Genomic DNA, 20,946 nt, shown 5'->3' on the forward strand with positions numbered 1-20,946 from the left:
TAGGGGACTCTCGATTCCATGACATGGCCAGTTACCTCCTGGCCATGATTAATACATGTAAACGATGTCTCCGGTTTCAAACGTAAAGGATGTCTCCGGTCTGTACCGGGGCAAGCCCCCTCCCACACTACCGTCGGCGCAGCGTCGGCTCGGTGGCCATGCACGCCACCAGGTAATCAATGAACACCCGCACCTTCGGCGGCAGGTACCGCGTCGGCGAGTGCAGCAGCCAGGCCTCGCCATGGTAGGACGCAATAAAGTCCCACGCCGGCAACACCTGCACCAGGCGCCCCTCATCCAACGCATGCCGCGCCGTGAAATACGGCAAGCTGCCAATCCCCACATGCTGCAACACCGCATCCAGGCGCACGCCGGTGTGGTTCGCCGCATACCGCCCCCGCACGCCCACCGTGACCGCCTTACCCGCCCGGCGAAACTTCCAGCGCGAGTCCCCCGGGGTTTCGCCCAGGTAGATGCAACTGTGCGCCAGCAGATCATGGGGATGACTCGGCGCGCCATGCTCGGCCAGGTACTGCGGCGTCGCGCACAACACGTGTTCGATGGGCAGTAATTGCCGCCCCACCAGGCCCGGCGGCGGGCTGTCGGTGATACGGATACTCAGGTCGACGTTGTCATCGATCAGGTCCACCTGCCGGTCCTCGAGGATCAGTTGCACATCGACCTTGGGATAGCGCCGCAGAAATTCCGGCATATACGGATGCACCACGAACCGCCCCACCGCCTTGGGCACGCTGACCCGCACCAGGCCCTCGGCTTCGTGGGTGAACTGGCCGCTGATTTCCATCACCGAGCGCGCCGCGTTGACCATCTCCTGGCAACGCTTGAACACCTCTTCGCCGCCCTCGCTCAAACGCAGTTTGCGCGTGGTGCGTTGCAGCAGGCGCGTGGCCAACGCCTGTTCGAGACGCGAGATGCTGCGGCTCACCGCCGAAGGCGACACGCTCAGTTGTCGCGCTGCCGCAGAAAAACTGCCGGCTTCCACCACTTTGACGAAAATCGCCATTTCACCCAGCAGCGGCAAAGGAAGATTGATGCTCATGACGCACAAGTCCATTGATAATTGAACGGATTATCACCCATCTGCGCACTATTTATACTGCCCGCAGAACCTTGATGCGGATGTAGACGATGACCGAGCGCCTGTTTTTCACCCACGACCACCTGACCGCCGAGCTTGAAGTGCTGAGCTGCACCGCCCACGAAGAGCAGTTTGCGGTCACGCTGCAGTCGACGATTTTCCACCCCCAGGGCGGCGGCCAGCCATTCGACACCGGCTGGCTGGGCGACAGCCGGGTGCTGCGGGTGACCCAGGAGGCGGAGCGCGTGGTGCATTACCTCGACCAGCCCGTAGAACCGGGCCCGATCAACGCACGGGTCGATGCACCACGCCGAGCCTTGCACACCCGCCTGCATTCCGCCGGACACTTGATCGGCAACGCCGGCGAGGCGTTGGGCTGGATGCCGATCAAGGCTCACCACTGGCCGGGTGAAGGCAAGATCACCTTTATCCGCGGCGAAAGCGCACAAGCCATGGAGGCCGACACGCTTCAACAACAGCTCGACCACTGGATCGCCGCCGACTACCCGCGCCAGATGCGCCTGGAAGACGGCATCCGCGAAGTCGGCTTCGGCGAGTTGCCCGCGTATGCCTGTGGTGGCACGCATGTGCAGGCGTTGGGCGAATTGGGCCAGGTGACGATCCTGGCCGTGGCGGAGAAAAAGGGCACGCTGTCGGTGCGCTACAGCCTGGATTAAACCGCGATCGCCCCGGCCCGCCCCGGTTCCACCACGAACGACTTGAGCGTCGACACCGTGGCGGCCGGGTCACGCGGATCGGTAATCACACGAAAGTCCGTGAGCATGCGCTGGGCATCTAACGTCACCGATACATACCCGCGCTGGCGGCTGTCGAAAAACTTCACATGGGGATTCTGCGGCAGCATCTGGGTGAAGGCGTCGTAAGGCGGCCCATCGGAGGTCACCGAGGTGCCGACGAACTCGGTGGCGAGCACGGGCGAGTCCGGGTTGTTGGCATCGGCATGCAAATCGGTGGCCCAGAATGAATGTATATCGCCGCCCCAGAACACCGGGTTGTTGACCTGGTGGCGCGCGATGGACGCGAGCATCCGTGAACGGTTCGCCATGTAGCCATCCCAACCATCGGTCCAATGGCCCAGCGTGTGCTGGGTCAGGTCGCGCTGCAGCAGCGGCGCCACCAGCAAGTCCTGGGCGATCACGTTCCATTGCGCTTTCGACTGGGCAAACCCCTGGTCCAGCCAGGCCTCCTGCTGCCAACCGAGCATGGTGCGAGCGGGGTCGCGCAAGTCGCTGCAGGTGTTGGCGGCGATGTGGCCCTGATGGCTGCCGTTGGCCTGAATGCACGGTTGCTCGGAGCGATACTGTCGACCGTCGAGCACATGGAAACGTGCCAGGCGGCCGTAGTCCAGGCGCCGATAAACGCGCATATCCGGCCCGTTGGGCAGGCTGCTCACGCGCAGCGGCATATGCTCGTAATAGGCCTGATACGCCGCCGCCCGCTGCTTGAGAAACTGCGCCACGGCAACCTTCGGGTCCTGGGACCAGCGGCTGGCATAGTCGTTCTGCACCTCATGATCGTCCCAGGTCGCCACGCTGGGCGCCGCCGCGTGCAAGGCCTGGAGATCCGGATCGGTCTTGTACAGCGCATAGCGGTTGCGATAGTCGCTCAGGGTCAGCGCGTTGCCGCTGCCGTGGGAACGAATGACTTTTCCCGAATCTGCCGCGTAGGAATTGTCGTAGATATAGTCACCGAGGAAAAACACCAGGTCCGGCTGCTCCGCCGCCAGGTGACGATAGGCACTGAAGTACCCGCGTTCCCAGTGGGAGCACGACACGAACCCCAAGCGCGCCGTCGCCAGGGCATGCAAAGCCGGCGCGGTACGCGACTGCCCGACCGCGCTCTGCGCCCCCAGCCCTTCGAACTGATACCAATACGGCCTGCCGGCTTCCAGCCCCGCGACTTCCACATGCACGGAGTGGGCAAAGCGCTCGCTCGCCATCACCTCACCCTGCCTCACAATGCGCGTCATCCCCGCATCGCTGGCGACCCGCCAACGCACCGGCACCGCACGCGCCAACCCGCCGCGACCGTCCGCCGCATTGAACAACGGCGCCAGGCGCGTCCAGATCACGAAACCATCCGGCAACGGATCACCCGAGGCCACGCCCAACGTGAACGGATAATCGATCCCCGCACTGCGGGCAAACGGGCTGAGGATCGAAAAGGTGGTGGCCAGCGCCAGCCCGGCCAGCACCCGGCGCCGATCATGGTCAACCGCGCGACTCACGCCAGGCGCTCCCAGTCATTGCGCACGGTCGCAAACCCGAGCAAGTCCTCATACACCCCATTCTTGAGAAACGCGGCGCGCATACAGCCTTCGTACAGCAGGCCGATTTTCTCCATGACCCGCGCCGACTCCTTGTTGCGGGCAAAGCATTGGCTGCCCACTCGGTACAGGCCCAGTTCGGCGAACCCGAAGTCCATCACCGCACGCGCTGCCTCGGCGGCATAGCCCTGGTTGCGACAGTGCGCCGCCACCCATCCGCCCAGGTGCCCGTAGTGGTGACGCGCATTGAGACGCAGGCTGACGATGCCGATCAATTCGCCGGTTTCGCGCAGGTGCATGCCCAGGCTCAACAGGTTGCCGGCGCGGTATTTGTCTTGCATCCCGTCAATAAACGTCCGGGCCGTTTCCAGGGTATAGGGCGATGGAATGTTGGCCGTGTTGTCAGCAATCTTCGGCCCGTTGGCGAGGCTGGAAAGTACCGCGGCCTGGTCGCTTTCCAGCGCCCGCAACAGCAAACGCGAAGTCAACAAATGCGGCAATGACTGACTCATACAAGACGGCTCTCGGTGTAAATTTTTCGAGAATGTACCCCCGGCGTTTCAGTTTCATTACGTCGTGAAATTGACCGGAAACCGATCTGTAAGACACGTCCTAGACACGTCAAAACGTAAATTAAAGTTAACCGTTCGGTCATTTTTCGTTGTTAGCGTGTCGCCCCTAATTCAATAACGGGGTAGCGGAATGAGAACCTGGGACGAACCGAAAAAACGCAAGGCACACATCGAACTGATCCCGATGATCGACGTGATGATGTTCCTCCTGGTGTTTTTCGTACTCGTGAGTCTGAACGTGATTCCGGCACTCGGCATGAAGACTCAACTGCCCAGCGCCAGCAGTTCGCAGCAGCTCAAGCCGCAGAACAAATTCATCCTCACCCTGGGCCTGGAAGGCCAGTTGCAACTGGATGGCAAGGACCTCACGGTCGACGCTCTGGTACCGGCGCTGAAGGCGGCTGAAAAGCCGGATACCAAGTCGACGATCATCGTCAACAGCGACAAGGGCGTGGAGGTTTCGCGCCTGGTGGAGGTGATGGACACCCTGCGTCTGGGTGGCTTTACCTCCGTGTCCATCGCCACGCGTAAGTCCTGATCATGTATGTCCTGTTTCGTGCGCGTCGGCTGCTGGGCAGTGTCCCGGCCCTGATCGCCCTGGTGCTGATTGCACTGGGTATCCAGTCCCAGACGTTGAAGGTCGAACCGGTGTACGACGAGTCGGCGGTCGAGTTGGCATTGGTCGAGCCGGAGCCCGAGGTGGTGCCGCCACCCGTGGCGGAGCAAGCACCGCCACCGCCGGTGATCGAGGATGAAGAGGCCGAGCCGGCCCCTCCACCACCGCCCCCGCCACCGCCCAAGCCGGTGCCGAAACCTGAACCCAAGCCCAAGCCGGTGCCCAAGCCCGTGGTCGCCAAACCCACGCCGACGCCGCCCCCGGTGGCGGCCAAACCCGCGCCGGCGGCGGTCGCCCAGGCTGCGCCGACTCCGGCCCCGCCCGCACCACCCAAGGTCGACGGCCAGGCCCTGGAGGGCGGTTACCTCAAGGGTTTGCGTAACGAGCTGGACACTTACAAGCAATACCCCACAGGACGCCAGGCCTCCCTCGAACGCCCAAGTGGCGACGTGGTGGTCTGGCTGCTGGTGGACCGCCAGGGTCGGGTACTCGACTCCGGCGTGCAGACCCCGGCCTCGAGCATGTTGCTCAACCGGGCCGCCGCCAACAGCCTGCGGCGTATCAAGCAGGTCAAGCCGTTCCCCGAGCAAGCCTTCGGGGGGCGCAACGAGCAGCGCTTCACCGCCACCTTCAACTACAGCGTGCAATAAGCACCCGACACTAGGACGACACTGATGAGGTTCACACGGATTCATCTGGCACTCGTTGCCGCGAGCATGGGGCATGGCATGGTCATGGCCGACACCGGCGACAGCGACGTCGGCACCATCGGCGTACAGGGCAAGGCCACTGCCGGTGGCGGTTACATGGTGCAGGAAGAAAGCATCAAGGGGCGCTCCACGATAACCAAGGAAGCGCTGGATAAACAAACCGCCACCGGCAACGCCATCGACAAGCTCAAGTACACCCCGGGCCTGAACATCTCCAGCGAAGATGCCACCGGCCTGTCGGGTTTTCGCTTCACCATGCGCGGGCTTAACTCCGACCAGGTGGGGATGTCGGTGGACGGCATGCCGATCAACGACTCCGGCAACTACGCGCTGTACTCCAACCTGTTGGGCGACCCGGAAAACATCGACCAGATTTTCGTCACCCAAGGCTCGTCGGAGGCCGACGGCCCGCACATCGGTTCCAGCGGCGGCAACATCGGTATCGTGACCATTCGCCCCACCAAGGAAACCGGGGCCTTCGTCAAACAGACCATCGGCAGCAACGCCACCCGCAAGACCTTTGCCCGGCTCAACACCGGCGAGGTCAACGGCCTGAGCAACTGGCTGTCGGCGTCCCATACCGAAGGGCAGATGTGGCGCGGCTCGGGCGCCGTGCGTGCGGACAAGGTCGAGTGGAACAGCTTCTTCGACGCCGGCAACGGCAACACCGCCAACCTGATCCTCAAGTACCACGAGCAGGACAACAACAGTTACAGCCAACTGACCAAATCGCAGTTCCAGCAGAACGGCCGCAAGTTCGACCCCTACCCCGCCACACCGACGGTCGGCAGCAACGGCAAGCTCAACAGCTACTACGCCCTCGCGCAGAACCCGTTCCAGACCTTTACCGGCGTACTCAATACCCAGTTCAAACTGGCCGACAACCTGGCCCTGTCGGTGATCCCGTATTACTTCTGGGGTAACGGCAGCGGCGTCAACTCGTCGAGCTACGCGCTGAACCGCGGCTCAAACGCAGGCGGCGTCTTCGACCTGGGCAACTTGCCCACCGCCGCGCAATACAATGCCGACGGTTCCTCGACCACCGGCGTGTACTACCGCCCCTCCCGCACCCAGACCTGGCGCCCCGGCATTACCACCAAACTGAACTGGGACCTGGGCGATCACAGCCTGCAATTCGGCTACTGGTACGAGCGCGCGCGCCAAAGCCAGACCCAACCGTTCATCGCGCTCAAGAGCAACGGCAAGCCTACCGATACCTGGCCGGACGGCACTTCCGTGGTCGATGCCAACGGCAACACCGTGCAAGGCCGCGATCGTTTCACCGTCACGCCGGCGCAGAAAGTCTGGGCCCAGGACACCTGGTACATCAACCCGGACTGGACCCTGGTGGCCGGCCTGGCCTACATGAACGTCAAGCGCGACGGCACCAACAACGGCAGCCTCACCGAGCAGCCGGAAAAACGTCACCAGACCTACAACAAGCTGCTGCCCAACGCCGGCCTCAAGTACCAGCTCGACGAACGCGACCAGTTGTTCTACAGCCTGTCGCGCAACATGCGTATCCCACAGAACTACGTGCTGTACGACAAGGGCGTGGACTCGATCAACTCCAAGCCGGAAACCAGCTGGAACCATGAGCTGGGCTGGCGCTTCACCGGCGACGACATGACCGTGGCCGCCACCTTGTTCTACATGCAGTTCAAGGATCGCCAGGTTTCGTCCAAGGACGTCAACGGCGACTTCGCCGACATCAACGCCGGATCGGTCAACAACAGCGGCCTGGAGCTGGAATGGAGCGGCCTGCTGCCCCACCACTTCAACTACTACACCTCCTACACCTATACCAAGGCCGAGCAACAGGACGACTTGACCGTGTACAACGCGGGCAAAGCCATCCTGTTGCCCACCAGCGGCAAGCAGTTCGCCAACGTGCCGAAAAACATGCTGGCCGCCAACATCGGGTATGACGACGGACGCTTCTACGGCACCTTCGGCGGCAAATACACCAGCAAGCTCTACGGTGACCTGACCAACGACGAAGCCATCTCCGGCCGCACCGTGTTCAACGCCGGCGCCGGTATCTACCTGCCGGTGGACAAGAAAGTGGTGAAGGATGCAACCCTGCGCCTGAACGTCGACAACCTGTTCGACAAGAAGTACCTGGACGGCGTGTACACCACCAAGACCAACGCGGCCAGCTACAGCGGTTTCCGCGACGGCGACCCGACCTACATCGTTGGCCTGGAACGCACCGTGACGGTGTCCCTGGAAGCCAATTTCTAACGGCGAGGTAATCGAACATGAACATGAACCTGCTCCACGACATCACCTTCTATGTGATGTACGCCGCGATGGCCATCGCCATCTTTATCACCATCGAGCGCGGTATTTACTTCGCCTATGTGCGCCGCCAGGCCCGTGCCTTGACCGAGGTGCTGGGCGCCCACGTACACAGCGAACGTGACCTGCCGGAAAGCCTGAGCCGCCGCGACAGCCTGCCGCTGAACATGGTGATGCCGGTGCTGGCACAGAAAGCCTCGCAGGGTTCGCGCAAGGACCTGGACGATGTGATCGAAACCCAGTACCTGACCACCCGCGCCCCGCTGGCCCGCAGCCTGTGGATCATCGAAACCATCACCACCGCCGCGCCGTTGCTGGGCTTGCTCGGCACCATCCTCGGCATCATCGACACCTTCAAGGCGTTGGCCAGCGCGGGGGTGTCCGACCCTGGGCAGATTTCCGGCGGTATCGGCACCGCGTTGTTCGCGACGGGCCTGGGGATCGCCATCGCGCTGTTCTGCGTGGTGTTCCACAACTTCTTCCAGGACAGCCTGGAACGCATCAACGATCAGTTGAAGATCCTGCTGATCCGCGCTGCCACCGGGGCCCGCGTGCAAGGCGAAGTGCCGCACCTGGTGCCGACCTCGTTGCACAGCCGCACGGCATGACTGTCAGGGCGGGCGCGTGAGGCGCCCGCCCTGTCTTTTTCCCTGACGAGATGCCTATGTCCCTATCGATGAAATGCCGTATCGCCGGTCTCGCCGGCTTGCTGCTCAGTCCGCTGGCCCAGGCGGACTTTTCAATTCCGGGGTTCGAACTGGTACACACCGTGCCGCTGGACACCGACCTGGCGAGCGCCGATCTACGCCAGCCGGGCCCGGTATGGATCGAGCTGTTCGACGGCGCGAAAAGCACGATCGACATCGGCCAGTTTTATGCCGCCGACCATCCAGGCTCGGTACTGGAGCGGGTGATCGAGCGCCTGGAAGCCGCCGGTAAACGCGGCGTGAAAATTCGCTTCCTGCTGGAGGAAAAAGGCATTCGCCTATCAGAAGCCTCCACCCTGGAACGCCTGCGCGCGATTCCCAACCTGACCTTGCGCGTGCTGCCCTACGCGCAACTGAGTGGCGGCATCATCCACGCCAAATACATGGTGGTGGATGGGCAGCAGGCGTTTGTCGGCAGCCAGAATTTCGACTGGCGGTCCCTGGAACATATCCACGAAACCGGGCTGCGCATCACCGACGCTACGGTAGTCGGCCAGGTCCAGGCGATTTTCGATCAGGACTGGCAAGCCCAGGCGGCGCTGAGCGCACACAGCCCGGTGCCGCTGCCGATGGCCGGCCAGGCGCCTGCGCGCAGCGGCAATTACCTGGTGGCCAGCCCGCAACGCTACAACCCGCCCGGGGTGGGCGACTCCCAACTCGAACTGCCGCGCCTGCTCGGCGAAGCCAAGCACGAAGTGCGCGTGCAACTGCTGGACTACGCGCCGCTGTCCTACGGCCCGGATAAAACCCGGCCCTACTATGCGGTGATCGACAACGCGGTGCGTGCCGCCGCCGCACGCGGGGTGTCGATCAAGCTGATGGTGTCCAACTGGAACACCGATGCGCTGGAACTGCCCTATTTGAAAAGCCTCGCGGTGCTGCCCAACGTGCAGATCAAGATCGTCACCCTGCCCCAGGCCAAGCAAGGGTTTATCCCCTACGCACGGGTGATCCACAGCAAGACCCTGGAGATCGACGGGCAAGTGGCCTGGGTCGGCACCAGCAATTGGCTGGGCGGTTATCTGGATAATTCGCGCAACCTGGAGGTGGTCATGCGCAGCGAAGCGATGGCCAAGCGTATAGGCCAATTGCATGAGCAGTTGTGGGATGGGCCCTACGCCAAAGCACTGGACGTAACGGCCGATTACCCTGCGCCGCACCCTGGCCAACCTTGACCTGAACACGATTCAACGCCCGCGCGCACAGGGATGTACACTCCGACGCGGGGGCGTTTGACTGAGAAATTTCCTACGCCAAGGTCTGCCATTCTCAGTCCCTGTGGTGGTAGTGTGTGGAAATATTTCTGACTTAATGATCAGAAATCCCCCACTCACTACCAGCAAAGGAATGCGTCCCGCCATGTACTTTCCACTCAAGCAATTGGCTGCCGCCAGCGTGTTCGCCGCGAGCCTTTCGACCCTCGTCAGCCCGGCTTTCGCCAATATCACCCCACAGCAGAGCACGGCGATTCTGAAGGACTTCAGCCAAACCTCGGTCACTGACTTCAACGGTTTCCTCGGCACCCTGGCCCAGGGCGAGCTGGGCAAAACCAGCGATACGGGGCCGGCGATCAGCGCCTTTCTCGAGCACAAACCCCTGAGCGCCGAGCAACAGAACGAAATCAATCGCCTGCTGGGCATTTATGCGCGGCTGAAATACGCCAAGGCCGCCACCGAGACCCTGCGCGAGCTGGTGGAAATTCCGACGTTCAACGTCGACGGCGTGCCGCAGTACAAAAACCCGCAATTCCTCAAGATCGCCGACAAGCTGCAGGGCCTGGCGAAAGCCTTCAACCTGAACTTCCGTAACATCGATAACCGCGTGTACGAAATCTCCCTGGAAGGCAGCGGCGATGAAGTGGTGGGCATCCACGCGCATGCGGATGTGGTGCCGGTGACGCCGGAAAATTGGGTGTTGAAAGACGGCACCCGGCTCGATCCGTTCAAGGTCACGCTGATTGGCGACCGCATGTACGGCCGCGGGACTGAAGACGACAAAAATGGCATCGTGGTGGCGATGTACGCCATGAAGGTGATCAAGGAAGAGAAGCTGCCGCTGGCGCGCACGTTCAAGCTGCTGGTGGACACCACCGAGGAAACCTCCGGCGACGCGATCCCCTATTACTTCGAACGCAACCCGACGCCGCCGTACAACCTGGCGCTGGATGGCGGCTACCCGGTGGTCATTGCCGAAAAAGGCTACGGCACGATCATGGCCACCTTCCCACGCCGCAAAGGCGAAGGCAAAGGCGCAGAGATCATCGCCATGACCGGCGGCAAGGCCACCAACCAGATTCCCTCGGCGTCGGTCGCCACGTTGCTCAGCGACAAACCCGCCGAGTTGGCGGCCAGCCTGCAAGAGGCCGGTACGCAATACGCCGAGCGCAATGGCGGTGACTTCCAGGTGAGCGCCAAGGTGGTCGGCAAACAGGTGCAGTTGACGGTCACCGGGGTCTCGGCGCATTCGTCCGAACCGGAATCCGGGGTGAACCCGGTTGCGCGCATGCTGGAGCTGATCCACAGCGTCGATGGCAAGATCGCCCTCAAGCACAACCACATCACCGACGCAGCGCGTTATGCCGCCGACAATTGGGGCCTGGATTACCTGGGCGGCAAATTGGGCGTGGGCTTCGCCGATGACTTCATGGGCCCGCTGACCACCTCGCTGACGTTCGTCGACCTCGATGACAAGAGCTTCAAGCTGGCGGTGAACCTGCGCGTGCCCAAGGGTCAGTCGCCGGAGAAACTCAAAGCGCAAATTGCCGACAAGCTCAGCGCCTGGGACAAGAAAACCAAGGTCAACGTGAACTTCACCTACTCGATCGCCGAACCGATGTACCGCAACCCGGAAGGTGAGTGGGTCAAGGCCTTGTTGGCGGTGGCCACGGAAAACCTGGGCATGAAACACGCGTTCGGCACCTCGGCCGGCGCCACCTCCGTGCATGAACTGCCCAACGGCGTGCAGTTCGGCCTGGCACGCCCGGAAGAGAAGTACACCGGGCACACCGACAATGAGTTCAAGACCGTCGAACAGTTCCTCCTCGACCTGCAGATCGTCACCGAAATGATGGCGCGGGTCGGTCAGTTACCGCAGCTCTGAATGCGGCGGGAGCCCGCCGCAACGGCGGGCTTGTTTCAGTTGGCGCAGACACCCTAGACGCCGACGGCGGCCGCCTGCATCGAACCGGTTTCCTGCAGATTGATGTGCCAGCTCAAGGCCTTGCTCAACACATGCGGCGTATGCCCACCTTTGGCGCACGCGGCCTTGAAGTAGCTGCGCAACGCCTCGCGATAATCCGGATGCACGCAGTGGTTGATGATCAACTCGGCCCGTTCTTTCGGCGCCAGGCCGCGCAGGTCGGCCAGCCCTTGCTCAGTCACCAGGATATCGACGTCATGCTCGGTGTGGTCGACATGGCTGACCATCGGCACCACGCGGGAAATCGCACCGTCCTTGGCGATCGACTTGGTCACGAAAATCGACAGCAGCGCGTTGCGGGCGAAATCTCCCGAACCGCCGATGCCATTCATGATCTGCGTGCCACAGACGTGGGTGGAATTGACGTTTCCGTACAGGTCGAACTCCAGCGCGGTGTTGATGGCAATCACGCCTAAGCGTCGAATCACTTCCGGGTTATTGGAAATTTCCTGGGGCCGCAACACCAGGCGGTCGGCGTATTTTCCCAGGTTGCCGAACACCCGCTGGCCGCAGGGGCCGGACAAGGTAATCGAACAGCCGGAGGCAAACTTCAGCTTGCCCGCGTCGAGCAATTCGAAGGTCGAATCCTGCAACACCTCCGAGTACTGCACCAGGTCGGTGAACGGCGCATCGATCAGCCCGCACATGACGGCGTTGGCAATGGAGCCGACGCCGACCTGCAACGGCGCCAGGCTTCTGCCCAAGCGTTTGTGCTCCACTTCCTGCTCGAAAAAAGCCACCAGATGGTCGGCAATCGCCTGGGTCTCATGATCGGGCGGCAGCATCGGAATCGCAGATTCCGGCGTGTCGCAGAGCACGATGGCGACGATCTTGGCAGGGTCAATTTCGATGGCCTGGGTGCCGATGCGATCATCCGCGCGGATGACCGGAATCGGCCCGCGGCCAGGGCGCCCGTGGGGCAGGAAAATATCATGCATCCCTTCGAAATAGGGGCTGCTGGCCAGGTTCAGCTCAACGATGACCTGCCGTGCCGTCTGGGCGAAACTGGCCGAATTGCCGACCGAAGACGTCGGCACGATATGGCCCTGCTCGGTGATCGCCACCGCTTCAATCACCGCAATATCCGGATTGGGCAGGCTGCCGTCACGCAGTTGTTCGACCACTTCGCTCAGGTGCTGGTCGATAAACACCACGCGGCCTTCGTTGATCGCCTTGCGCAGCACCGGGTCGCCTTGAAACGGCATGCGCCGCGCCAGCAGCCCGGCCTCGGCCATCTGCCCGTCCAGGCCACGACCGAGGCTCGCGCCGGTGATCAGGTTGATCTTGAGCGGATCCTGCCGCGCTCGTTCGATGAGCGCCAGCGGCACGGCCTTGGCGTCCCCTGCGCCACCGAAACCACTCATGCCCACGGTCATGCCGTCTTGAATGAACGCGGCGGCCTGCGCCGCGCTCATGATTTTTTCGTGCAAGGAATCCAGGCGGATGCGCTGGTGATGCATGGGGTGAACCTCAAAAAAGTTAGGCACAAAAACCAACGCGCTGTCAGAACTGTTCTTCATCCAACGCCATGATGCTCGCGCTCCCAGCGCTGACCGCCGCCAACAATGCGTGTACCCGCGGCAACAATTGCTCCGCGTAGAAGCGTGCGCTGACGCCCTTGGCCTTGAGGAAGGCCGCATCGCCCGTGCCGGCTTCCAACTGCGCATGCGCCTGCACAGCAGAACGCGCCATGAGCCAGCCGCCCGACAGGTAGCCGAAGAGCATCAGGAAGTTGACGCTGACACTGCCGGCCCAATCCGCATCGTGCTTGGCGTTGTCGAGTAACCGCGACAAGGCCTCGCGCCCGGCGCCGAGCGCAGCGGCCAGTGCCACGGCCTGATAGTCGAGGGCGTCGATGTGACGCAGTTGCTCGACGGTTTCATCCATTTCCTCGAGCAGGCTGTTCAGTAACGCGCCTTGGTTCAGCAGGGTCTTGCGCCCCACCAGGTCGAGCGCCTGAATGCCGGTGGTGCCTTCATAAATGGTCAGGATGCGCGCATCGCGATAATGCTGCGCCGCGCCGGTCTCTTCGATGAAGCCCATGCCGCCGTGGATTTGCACGCCGAGGGAGGTGACTTCCTGGGCCAGTTCGGTCAGCCAGCCTTTGACGATCGGGGTGAACACATCGACCCGCCCCTGGTGATGGCGCGCCAGCTCCGGCGTGGGCGCATGCGCGGCACGGTCGACTTCGGCGGCGGCCACCAGCGACAACGCACGCATCGCTTCGATGGACGCTTTCATCTGCAACAGCATCCGGCGCACATCGGGAAAGTGGATGATCGAGAAACGGCTGCCATCCTTGCGCGTGCCCTGCAGACGGTCCTTGGCGTATTGACGGGCCTGCTGGTAAGCGCGCTCGGCAATCGACAGCCCCTGCAGGCCGACACTCTGGCGGGCGTGGTTCATCATGGTGAACATGCAGGCCAGGCCCATGTGTGGCTCGCCAAGCAGATAACCGACGGCCCCTTCGGGATCGCCGAAATTCATCACGCAGGTCGGGCTGCCATGAATGCCCAGTTTGTGTTCCAGGGAGATGCACTGCACGCGGTTGCGCACACCCGGCTGGCCCTGGGCATCGAGCAGGAACTTGGGCACCACGAACAGCGAAATGCCTTTGACGCCCGCCGGCGCATCCGGCAAACGTGCCAGGACCAAATGCACGACGTTGTCGGTCATCTGGTGATCGCCCCAGGTGATGAAAATCTTCTGCCCGGTGATCAGATAGTGGTCGCCCTGGGGCACGGCGCGGCTCTTGATGGCCGCCAGATCGGAGCCGGCATCCGGCTCGGTCAGGTTCATCGTCCCGGTCCACTCGCCGCTCACCAGTTTTTCCAGGTAGGCGCCTTGCAGTTCGGCCGAGCCGTGATGGGCGATGGCTTCGATGGCGCCTTGGGTCAACATGGGGCACAAGGCGAACGCCATATTGGCTGAGTGCCAGATCTCATTGACGGCCGTGCCGATCACGTTCGGCAGGTTCTGCCCGCCGTGTTGCTCCGCAGCGGTCAACGAGGGCCAGCCGCCTTCCTGGAATTGCCGATATGCCTCGGCAAAACCCGGTGCCTCTTGCACACCCTGTTCCCCCAGGTGCGTACCTTGGGTATCACCGACCCGGTTGAGCGGCGCCAGCACGCCGGAGCCCAAGCGGCCTGCCTCGCTCAAGATGGCGCTGACCAACTCGCTGTTGACATCCTGAAGCTGGGCGCTCGCGCACAACTGCTCAAATCCGACCAGTTCCTCCAGCACGAATTCGGTGTCGCGGTACGGATGGGCATAACCACTCATTGTTACTTTCCTCATTCACTCGTTAGACAGGCCGCTACACCCTTCGCCCGCTACCCCATGCCGAGTAATTGACCAAAACGGCCATTACCTTAAAAACCCGGGTCGGTAGCAAGCAGGGACGAAGCCAGCAGCGCAAAGCTCTATTCAGCTTCCTCCGATCCAGCCCCGCGTGGCAATTACCAAATCAGTCGAAAAACAGACATAAACGGACAGTCACTTTTGGCTAAACTAACCTCCCCTGCTGCCGGACTCCTGAACGATGGGCATCGAGCGTTATTCCATCTCCATGTACTTCGCCCACATCCTGATGACGGCTGCGCGCCGCCTCGCGCTGGACGAAGAGGTATTGCTCAAGGAAGCCGGCATCAGCCGCAAGCGCCTGGACAACCTGCACCTGCGCATCACCCCCGACCAGTTCAGTCGCTTGATGCAGGCCGTGTGGCGCTTGAGTGATGATGAGTTTTTCGGCGCGGGTTCACAGCGCTGCCCGAAGGGCTGCTTCGCGATAATGGCCAAGCAAGTGATCCACTCGCACAACCTGCATTCGGTGTATTACAAGCTCAGCCATTTCTACAACGTGATGAACGACTCCCTGCACCTGGAGCTGAAAGTCGTCGGTGATGAGGCCATGTTTTCCATGGCCTTGAGCGACCCGAGCCTGGACCCCGGTTACCTGTTGAGGGGGTTTTTACTCTTGCTCTGGCATCGTTTCCCCAGTTGGCTGATCGGCCAGCGGATCACGCTCAAGCGGGTGACGTTCGACCATCCCGAGCCTGCCCATTCAGCGGAATACCGCTTGATGTTTCCGTGCCCCACGCATTTTGACCAACCCGAGACCTGCCTGGTGTTCGACGCCCGGATGCTCACCGCGCCGCTGGTACAAACCGCGGAAACCCTGGCCTACCACCTGCAGCGCGCACCGGTGGACTGGTTCACCCGCCCCGCCTATTACCCGGTTTACACGCGACGGGTGCTGGACCACCTGGAGAACGTCAGCGATCTCGCCAAGGCCACCATCCAGAGCACCGCCAGTGAGCTGCACCTGACGGAAAGAACGCTGCGGCGCAAGCTGCTGGCCGAAGGCAGCAAGTTCCAGAAACTCAAGGACGGGGTACGCCGCGACATGGCCATTCACTACTTGAGCCAGACGTCGATGTCGATCAACCAGACCTCGCAACAGCTGGGGTTCTCGGACCCTTCGGCGTTCACCCGGGCCTTTCGCCAATGGACCGGCGAGTTACCCAGGACTTACCGCGACGCGGCGCTCAACCGAAAATGACTCAGGCGTCCAGGCGCGCAGGCCGCGACACTTTGCCCTGGACCCGCTCGCGGTAACGCCCCGGGCTTTCGCCGGTCCACTTCTTGAACGCGCGATGGAATGCGCTGGGTTCCTGAAAACCGCATTGCGCGGCGATTTCACCGATGCTGGCGCGCGTCTGGCAGAGCAGTTCCAGCGCCAGGCTGCGGCGCACTTCGTCCTTGATCTCCTGAAACGAGCAACCTTCGCGCTCCAATCGCCGGCGCAAGGTGCTGGGGCTCATGTGCAAATCCACGGCCAGATCCTCCAGCGCCGGCCACTGGCTGTAGTGGCTGCCACGCAGGCGTTGGTAGACCTGGGTCGCCATGCCGTCCTGGTTGCGAAAGCGGATCACCAGCCATTGCGGCGCGCTGCGCAGAAACACCTTGAGCGACGCCAGGTCCTGCACCACGGCCAGACGCAGGTAGCTGCTGGCGAACTCGATTTCGGTGCGGGCCGCGCCAAACGTCAGGTTGTAGCCCCACAGCAATTGATCGTCGCTGAGCGGCGCACGCACATGGCGAAAGTCGGCGCGATCGATGGGCACGCGGCGTCCGCCCAACCAGCACAGCAGGCTGATCATCAGCACCAGGAAGGTTTCCTCACCGTAACGCCGGGTGTCCTCATCGCCGCCGCCGACTTCCAGGCTGAGTACCGCGCGCTTGCCATGCACGCTGAGGCTGCCGCGAAAGTCGCGCAGGAACAGGGCGAAACTGGCCAGGCACTGGGTGAGCGCCTTGCCCAGGTTCGGCTCCTGGATCAGGCCACGGCAGATCAGGGCGAAACTGCCCGGCGGCATGCCGTGGGAGTCCAGGCGGAAGAACTCGTCGTTCAACTCACGGATCTGAATCAGCCATAACGCCGCAAACGCGCTGGCCGGCACCCGGGCCTCGGGCTGGGTCAGCAACGCTGGCGCGATGCCCGCTTCGCACAGCACCGCGGCGAGCCGCTCGGGCTGATCGCGCAGTGCATGGATCATGACCTGCACGAAGTAGACGGCAACCGAATCCTTTTCCCGGGTGGGCATCATTCTGAGTTCCTGTAGCGGACACATGGTAAGAAACGCCAATACAACTGACAGGTTTCGGCATAGGCCGCCACATTGTCGGGCCCTAGACTCTCGCCCAATGGACCGTATTGCAAGGCATGTCTGCCGTGCGACGGCAGCGCACAATTGAAGAGAGACTGACGATGAATCTGCAGAATATCGGCGTGATCGGCGCGGGCACCATGGGTAACGGCATCGCCCAGATCTGCGCCGTGGCCGGCATCAACGTGACCTTGCTGGACATCTCCGCCGGCGCCCTGGAAAAAGCCCTGGCCACCGTGGGCAAGAACCTCGATCGCCAAGTCAGCAAGGGCATCCTCAGCGAACCCCAGAAGCATACGGCGCTGGGCAAGATCCGCACCAGCACCGACTACGCCAGCCTGGCGAATGCCCAATGGGTCATCGAGGCGGCCACGGAAAACCTCGAACTGAAGCGGCGCGTGCTGCAACAGATCGCTGCTCACGTCGATGAGCAATGCGTGATTGCCTCCAATACGTCTTCGCTGTCCATCACCGAACTGGCGGCCGGCGTTAACGCCCCGGAGCGCTTTATCGGCCTGCATTTTTTCAACCCGGTGCCGGTGATGGGCCTGATCGAAGTGATCCGTGGCCTGCAGACCAGCGACACGACCCACGCTCAGGCCATCGAGCTGGCGCAGCACCTGGGCAAGACTGCGATCACCGCCGGCAACCGCCCGGGTTTCGTGGTCAACCGGATTCTGGTGCCGATGATCAACGAAGCGATCCTGGTGTTCCAGGAAGGCCTGGCCAGCGCCGAAGACATCGACGCCGGCATGTGCCTGGGCTGCAACCAGCCGATCGGCCCGCTGGCCCTGGCCGACCTGATCGGCCTGGACACCTTGCTGGCGATCCTCGAAGCGTTCTACGAGGGCTTCCAGGACAGCAAATACCGCAGCGCGCCGCTGCTCAAGGAAATGGTGGCCGCCGGTTACCTGGGGCGCAAGACCGGGCGCGGCTTCCATACCTATGGCTGAGTATCGCTCGCGCTTGTGCGAACACCGCAACAAGGCCCTGGAGTTGCTCGCCAGTAAAGGCTTCGGTCAAGTCGGCATGCGCGAGCTGGCCAGCAGCCTGGGGTTGACCCCGGGCTCGCTGTACCACCACTACCCCAGTAAGCAGCACCTGCTGCTGGATTGGATCGAAGAGTTCTACGAAGAACTGCTGACCACCCTGGGGCGCGTCGAGCAACGGCCGCGCTCACGCCAGGACAACCTGCAACGGCTGATCCACGCCCACCTGAATTTGCATCGAGAGATGCCATGGCACTTCCGCCTGGTGGAGCGTGATTGCGGCTGCCTCACGGAAGACCAGCAGCTACGGGTCCGGCAGTTGCGCGAACAATACGAGCGCCGACTGCTGCAAATGCTCGGGCGACCGCGGCGGCTGAGTGTCCACGCCCTGCAAGCGGCCGGCCACGCGATCGCCACGCTGCTGAACAATGCGCCGAGCTGGCTGGCTGGGCAGGCGCTGGATGATGCCGAACGCACCGAGTTACTGGAAAACCTGCTGACAGGCGCCATCGAGCGCGTGCTGGCAACAAGGGCCTGCGACCGGCCGAGCCTGCAGATTGCCGTGGCCTGAGGCCTATCAGCGCAATTGCAGGGGGTCCACCAGGCCGGCGGCAATCGCCATCCCCACCAGCTCCGGCAAATGGCTGGCCGCCATGCGCTTCATGACCCGTGCGCGATACAGATCGATGGTCTTGACGCTGACGCCCAACTGCTCGGCGATTTCGCGGTTGGTATAACCCTGCACCAACGGCAGCAATACATCGCGCTCGCGTGGCGTGAGTTGCTGCAGCCGCGCCTGTACCCGCGCCGGTCCTTCACCGAGGCTCTGGCGATGATCGGCCTTGCTCAGGGCCTGCAGGACACTGTCCAGCAGCAACTGTTCGTTGTAGGGTTTCTCGATAAAGTCATGCGCCCCGGCCTTGAACGCGCGGACCACAATCGGCACATCGGCGTGGCCGCTGACGAAAATCACCGGCAGGTGCAAATCACGGCTGCGCATGTGCTCCTGAACATTCAGGCCGCCCATGCCCGGCATGCGTACATCCAGCAGCACACAGGCGTTGAGGCGGCTGTCGCAGGCGTCGAGAAACTCGCGGCCACTGGTAAACGGCAGCGCCTTGAGGCCCACCGATTCGAGCAACCAGACGGTCGAGTCGAGCATCCCCTGGTCGTCATCCACCACATACACCACCTGTTCCGTCACGCTCACCATCGCTTGATTCCTCTTCTTATTGTGGAGCGCCGCTCTGCGCGAGCGTGGGCAAGCGGCAGCACATTTGCAGCCCGACCGGCATCGGCTCGGCCTGCAACTCGCCACCGAAGCCTTCGATAATGCTGCGGCTCATGGACAAGCCCAGGCCCAGGCCATTGGCCTTGCTGGTATAGAACGGCGTGAATATCTGTTCCAACTGCGCCGGCGAGACACCGGGGCCCTGATCGCTCACGTCGATCTGCACCCACCCGTCACGCTGCGCCAAGGCACTCATGACGATGAGCGAGGGCTGGCCGGGATGGGCTTCGCGATTCGCCTCGATGGCATTGCGCAGCAGGTTCAGCAGCACCTGTTCCAGCAACACCCGGTCGGCGTAAATCAGCGGCAGATTATCCGGCAGGCGATCCTCGATCGTCACCTGACAATCGCTGGCCTCCCAGGCACACAGGCGCACCGCTTCGCGGGCGACCTCGCCGGGGTTCAGCGCCTCCATGCGGCGGCGCCCCTTGCGCAGAAACGCACGCAAGCGCTTGATCACTTGCGCGGCGTGATTGGCATGCACCGAGATCCGTTCCAGGCCTTGAGCCACCCGTTCGGCCGCCGGCGAATCGCTGCCCATCGCGGCCAGATAACGCTGGCTGGCGTTGGCGTAATTGACCACCGCCGCCAGTGGCTGATTCATTTCATGGGCGATACCCGATGCCAGTTCACCCAGGGTCACCACGCGCGCGGTGTGCGCCAGTTCGTCCTGATGATGGCGTTGCTGGGCCTCGCGCAGCTCGCGTTCGGTCAGGGTGGTTTCCTCGGCTTGGACCCTGGCAGTGATGTCGCGGGACACGCTGACCACCTCCACCACCGCGCCGGTGTAGGTCTCGCGGATCGCCCGGCAGGCGGTTTCGAACCACAGGTAATGGCCCTGGCGATGGCGGATGCGATAGGTCATGGTGTAATAACCGTCCTGCTCCAGGCCCTCCCGGGCGCGCCGCACCAACCCCGCCAAGCCTTGCCGATGGAACAGGCGCTGTGCCCGAGTCCCGCGCAATTCCCCCGGCCAATAGCCCAGTAAGGCCCAGGAAGCCGGTGAAGCGTCGAGAAAAGCGCCATCCGGGGTGTGCCGGGAAATCAGGTCGGTGGTGTTTTCGATGATCAGCCGATACAGGCGCCGCGCCTTGGTGGATTCGCGCTCGGCGACAATCTGCGCGCTGGCTTCCCGGCAGCGCGCCAGCACGCGGTTTTCATCCGGGTCGGGAATGAACGTCCACACCAGAATGCGCTCGGCGAACTGTGCCTCGACGTTTTCGATCGCCCGCTGCTGCCCCAGGCACGCCTGCACCAGCGGCAAGCAATTGATCGGCAACAGGTTCATACAATCGACCAAGGACAACTGCTCAAGCAACGCCAGCAGCGCGGCGTTGAACTCCAGCGGCCGAGCCTGGGCATCGAGCAGCAGACTCGGCTGCGGGTCATGCCTGAGCAGCGGCGAACCGCCTGTCAAGCGCACGGAGTTGCCGATCATCATGGAACCTATACAGGGAGGGGAACGTCGAGGTCAGCGGAAGCGTTTCATCAAGATATAGTACATATA

General features: G+C 62.6%; 18 protein-coding genes. 10 read left to right on the forward strand and 8 right to left on the reverse strand.

The annotated features are described in order from the left end of the window. Positions 1-127: 127 nt before the first annotated feature. Positions 128-1,060 carry a LysR family transcriptional regulator gene (locus TU80_RS21150; protein ID WP_057005308.1) on the reverse strand — a complete coding sequence of 311 codons (933 nt, stop codon included), beginning with the start codon at positions 1,058-1,060 and terminating at the stop codon, positions 128-130. 89 nt (positions 1,061-1,149) lie between these two features. Here TU80_RS21150 and TU80_RS21155 point away from each other — a divergent pair, with 89 nt between their 5' ends. Next, positions 1,150-1,776: an alanyl-tRNA editing protein gene (locus TU80_RS21155; RefSeq protein WP_057005309.1), complete on the forward strand. Its 627-nt coding sequence runs from the start codon at positions 1,150-1,152 to the stop codon at positions 1,774-1,776. On the opposite strand, the gene TU80_RS21160 is transcribed toward TU80_RS21155, so the two are convergent. Next, complete coding sequence (locus tag TU80_RS21160; protein ID WP_057005310.1) at positions 1,773-3,347, reverse strand: alkaline phosphatase D family protein; 1,575 nt, start codon at positions 3,345-3,347, stop codon at positions 1,773-1,775. The genes TU80_RS21155 and TU80_RS21160 overlap by 4 nt on opposite strands. Then, the gene (locus TU80_RS21165; RefSeq protein WP_057005311.1) at positions 3,344-3,898 is read right to left on the reverse strand and encodes a GNAT family N-acetyltransferase; all 555 of its coding nucleotides are present in this window, start codon (positions 3,896-3,898) and stop codon (positions 3,344-3,346) included. The genes TU80_RS21160 and TU80_RS21165 overlap by 4 nt, the downstream gene beginning before the upstream one ends. A gap of 190 nt (positions 3,899-4,088) precedes the next feature. Between TU80_RS21165 and TU80_RS21170 the strand changes: the two genes are divergently transcribed. The 6 genes from TU80_RS21170 to TU80_RS21195 all read left to right on the forward strand — a co-directional run bounded on the left by TU80_RS21170 (position 4,089) and on the right by TU80_RS21195 (position 11,391). Continuing rightward, entirely contained in the window at positions 4,089-4,496 is a 408-nt protein-coding gene (locus TU80_RS21170) for an ExbD/TolR family protein (protein WP_005786670.1), read from the forward strand. A gap of 2 nt (positions 4,497-4,498) precedes the next feature. Then, a complete protein-coding gene (locus tag TU80_RS21175; RefSeq protein WP_046384167.1) occupies positions 4,499-5,224 on the forward strand; it encodes an energy transducer TonB family protein in 726 nt (241 codons plus the stop codon). Between the two features lie 24 nt (positions 5,225-5,248). Next, a complete protein-coding gene (locus TU80_RS21180; protein ID WP_057005312.1) occupies positions 5,249-7,528 on the forward strand; it encodes a TonB-dependent receptor in 2,280 nt (759 codons plus the stop codon). Positions 7,529-7,545: 17 nt separating this feature from the next. After that, a complete protein-coding gene (locus tag TU80_RS21185) occupies positions 7,546-8,193 on the forward strand; it encodes a MotA/TolQ/ExbB proton channel family protein (protein ID WP_046384169.1) in 648 nt (215 codons plus the stop codon). Between the two features lie 56 nt (positions 8,194-8,249). Then, positions 8,250-9,467 (forward strand): phospholipase D-like domain-containing protein, encoded by a 1,218-nt coding sequence (locus TU80_RS21190; RefSeq protein WP_046384170.1) that lies wholly within the window; start codon positions 8,250-8,252, stop codon positions 9,465-9,467. Positions 9,468-9,651: 184 nt separating this feature from the next. After that, positions 9,652-11,391: a dipeptidase gene (locus TU80_RS21195; protein WP_057005313.1), complete on the forward strand. Its 1,740-nt coding sequence runs from the start codon at positions 9,652-9,654 to the stop codon at positions 11,389-11,391. Positions 11,392-11,444: 53 nt separating this feature from the next. Here the strand turns inward: TU80_RS21195 and scpC are convergent, their stop codons facing one another. Further along, positions 11,445-12,950, reverse strand: coding sequence for a succinyl-CoA:acetate CoA-transferase ScpC (scpC, locus tag TU80_RS21200; RefSeq protein WP_057005314.1), 1,506 nt, complete (start codon positions 12,948-12,950; stop codon positions 11,445-11,447). Between the two features lie 43 nt (positions 12,951-12,993). After that, complete coding sequence (locus TU80_RS21205; RefSeq protein ID WP_046384173.1) at positions 12,994-14,772, reverse strand: acyl-CoA dehydrogenase family protein; 1,779 nt, start codon at positions 14,770-14,772, stop codon at positions 12,994-12,996. 259 nt (positions 14,773-15,031) lie between these two features. Between TU80_RS21205 and TU80_RS21210 the strand changes: the two genes are divergently transcribed. Further along, positions 15,032-16,051 (forward strand): AraC family transcriptional regulator, encoded by a 1,020-nt coding sequence (locus TU80_RS21210; protein WP_046384174.1) that lies wholly within the window; start codon positions 15,032-15,034, stop codon positions 16,049-16,051. 1 nt (position 16,052) lies between these two features. Here TU80_RS21210 and TU80_RS21215 read toward each other — a convergent pair whose 3' ends face one another. Beyond that, positions 16,053-17,099, reverse strand: a complete 1,047-nt coding sequence (locus TU80_RS21215) for an AraC family transcriptional regulator (protein WP_046384175.1) — start codon at positions 17,097-17,099, stop codon at positions 16,053-16,055. A 161-nt stretch (positions 17,100-17,260) separates the two neighbouring features. Between TU80_RS21215 and TU80_RS21220 the strand changes: the two genes are divergently transcribed. Both TU80_RS21220 and TU80_RS21225 read left to right on the forward strand, forming a co-directional pair. Beyond that, positions 17,261-18,112 carry a 3-hydroxybutyryl-CoA dehydrogenase gene (locus TU80_RS21220; RefSeq protein WP_017846817.1) on the forward strand — a complete coding sequence of 284 codons (852 nt, stop codon included), beginning with the start codon at positions 17,261-17,263 and terminating at the stop codon, positions 18,110-18,112. Beyond that, complete coding sequence (locus TU80_RS21225) at positions 18,105-18,719, forward strand: TetR/AcrR family transcriptional regulator (protein ID WP_057005315.1); 615 nt, start codon at positions 18,105-18,107, stop codon at positions 18,717-18,719. The genes TU80_RS21220 and TU80_RS21225 overlap by 8 nt, the downstream gene beginning before the upstream one ends. A 6-nt stretch (positions 18,720-18,725) precedes the next feature. On the opposite strand, the gene TU80_RS21230 is transcribed toward TU80_RS21225, so the two are convergent. Beyond that, a complete protein-coding gene (locus TU80_RS21230) occupies positions 18,726-19,361 on the reverse strand; it encodes a response regulator transcription factor (RefSeq protein ID WP_017846815.1) in 636 nt (211 codons plus the stop codon). Positions 19,362-19,377: 16 nt separating this feature from the next. Beyond that, positions 19,378-20,877: a PAS domain-containing sensor histidine kinase gene (locus tag TU80_RS21235; protein WP_057005316.1), complete on the reverse strand. Its 1,500-nt coding sequence runs from the start codon at positions 20,875-20,877 to the stop codon at positions 19,378-19,380. Positions 20,878-20,946: the final 69 nt, after the last annotated feature.

Origin of the sequence: Pseudomonas veronii (assembly GCF_001439695.1) — a bacterium.
Classification (GTDB): domain Bacteria; phylum Pseudomonadota; class Gammaproteobacteria; order Pseudomonadales; family Pseudomonadaceae; genus Aquipseudomonas; species Aquipseudomonas veronii.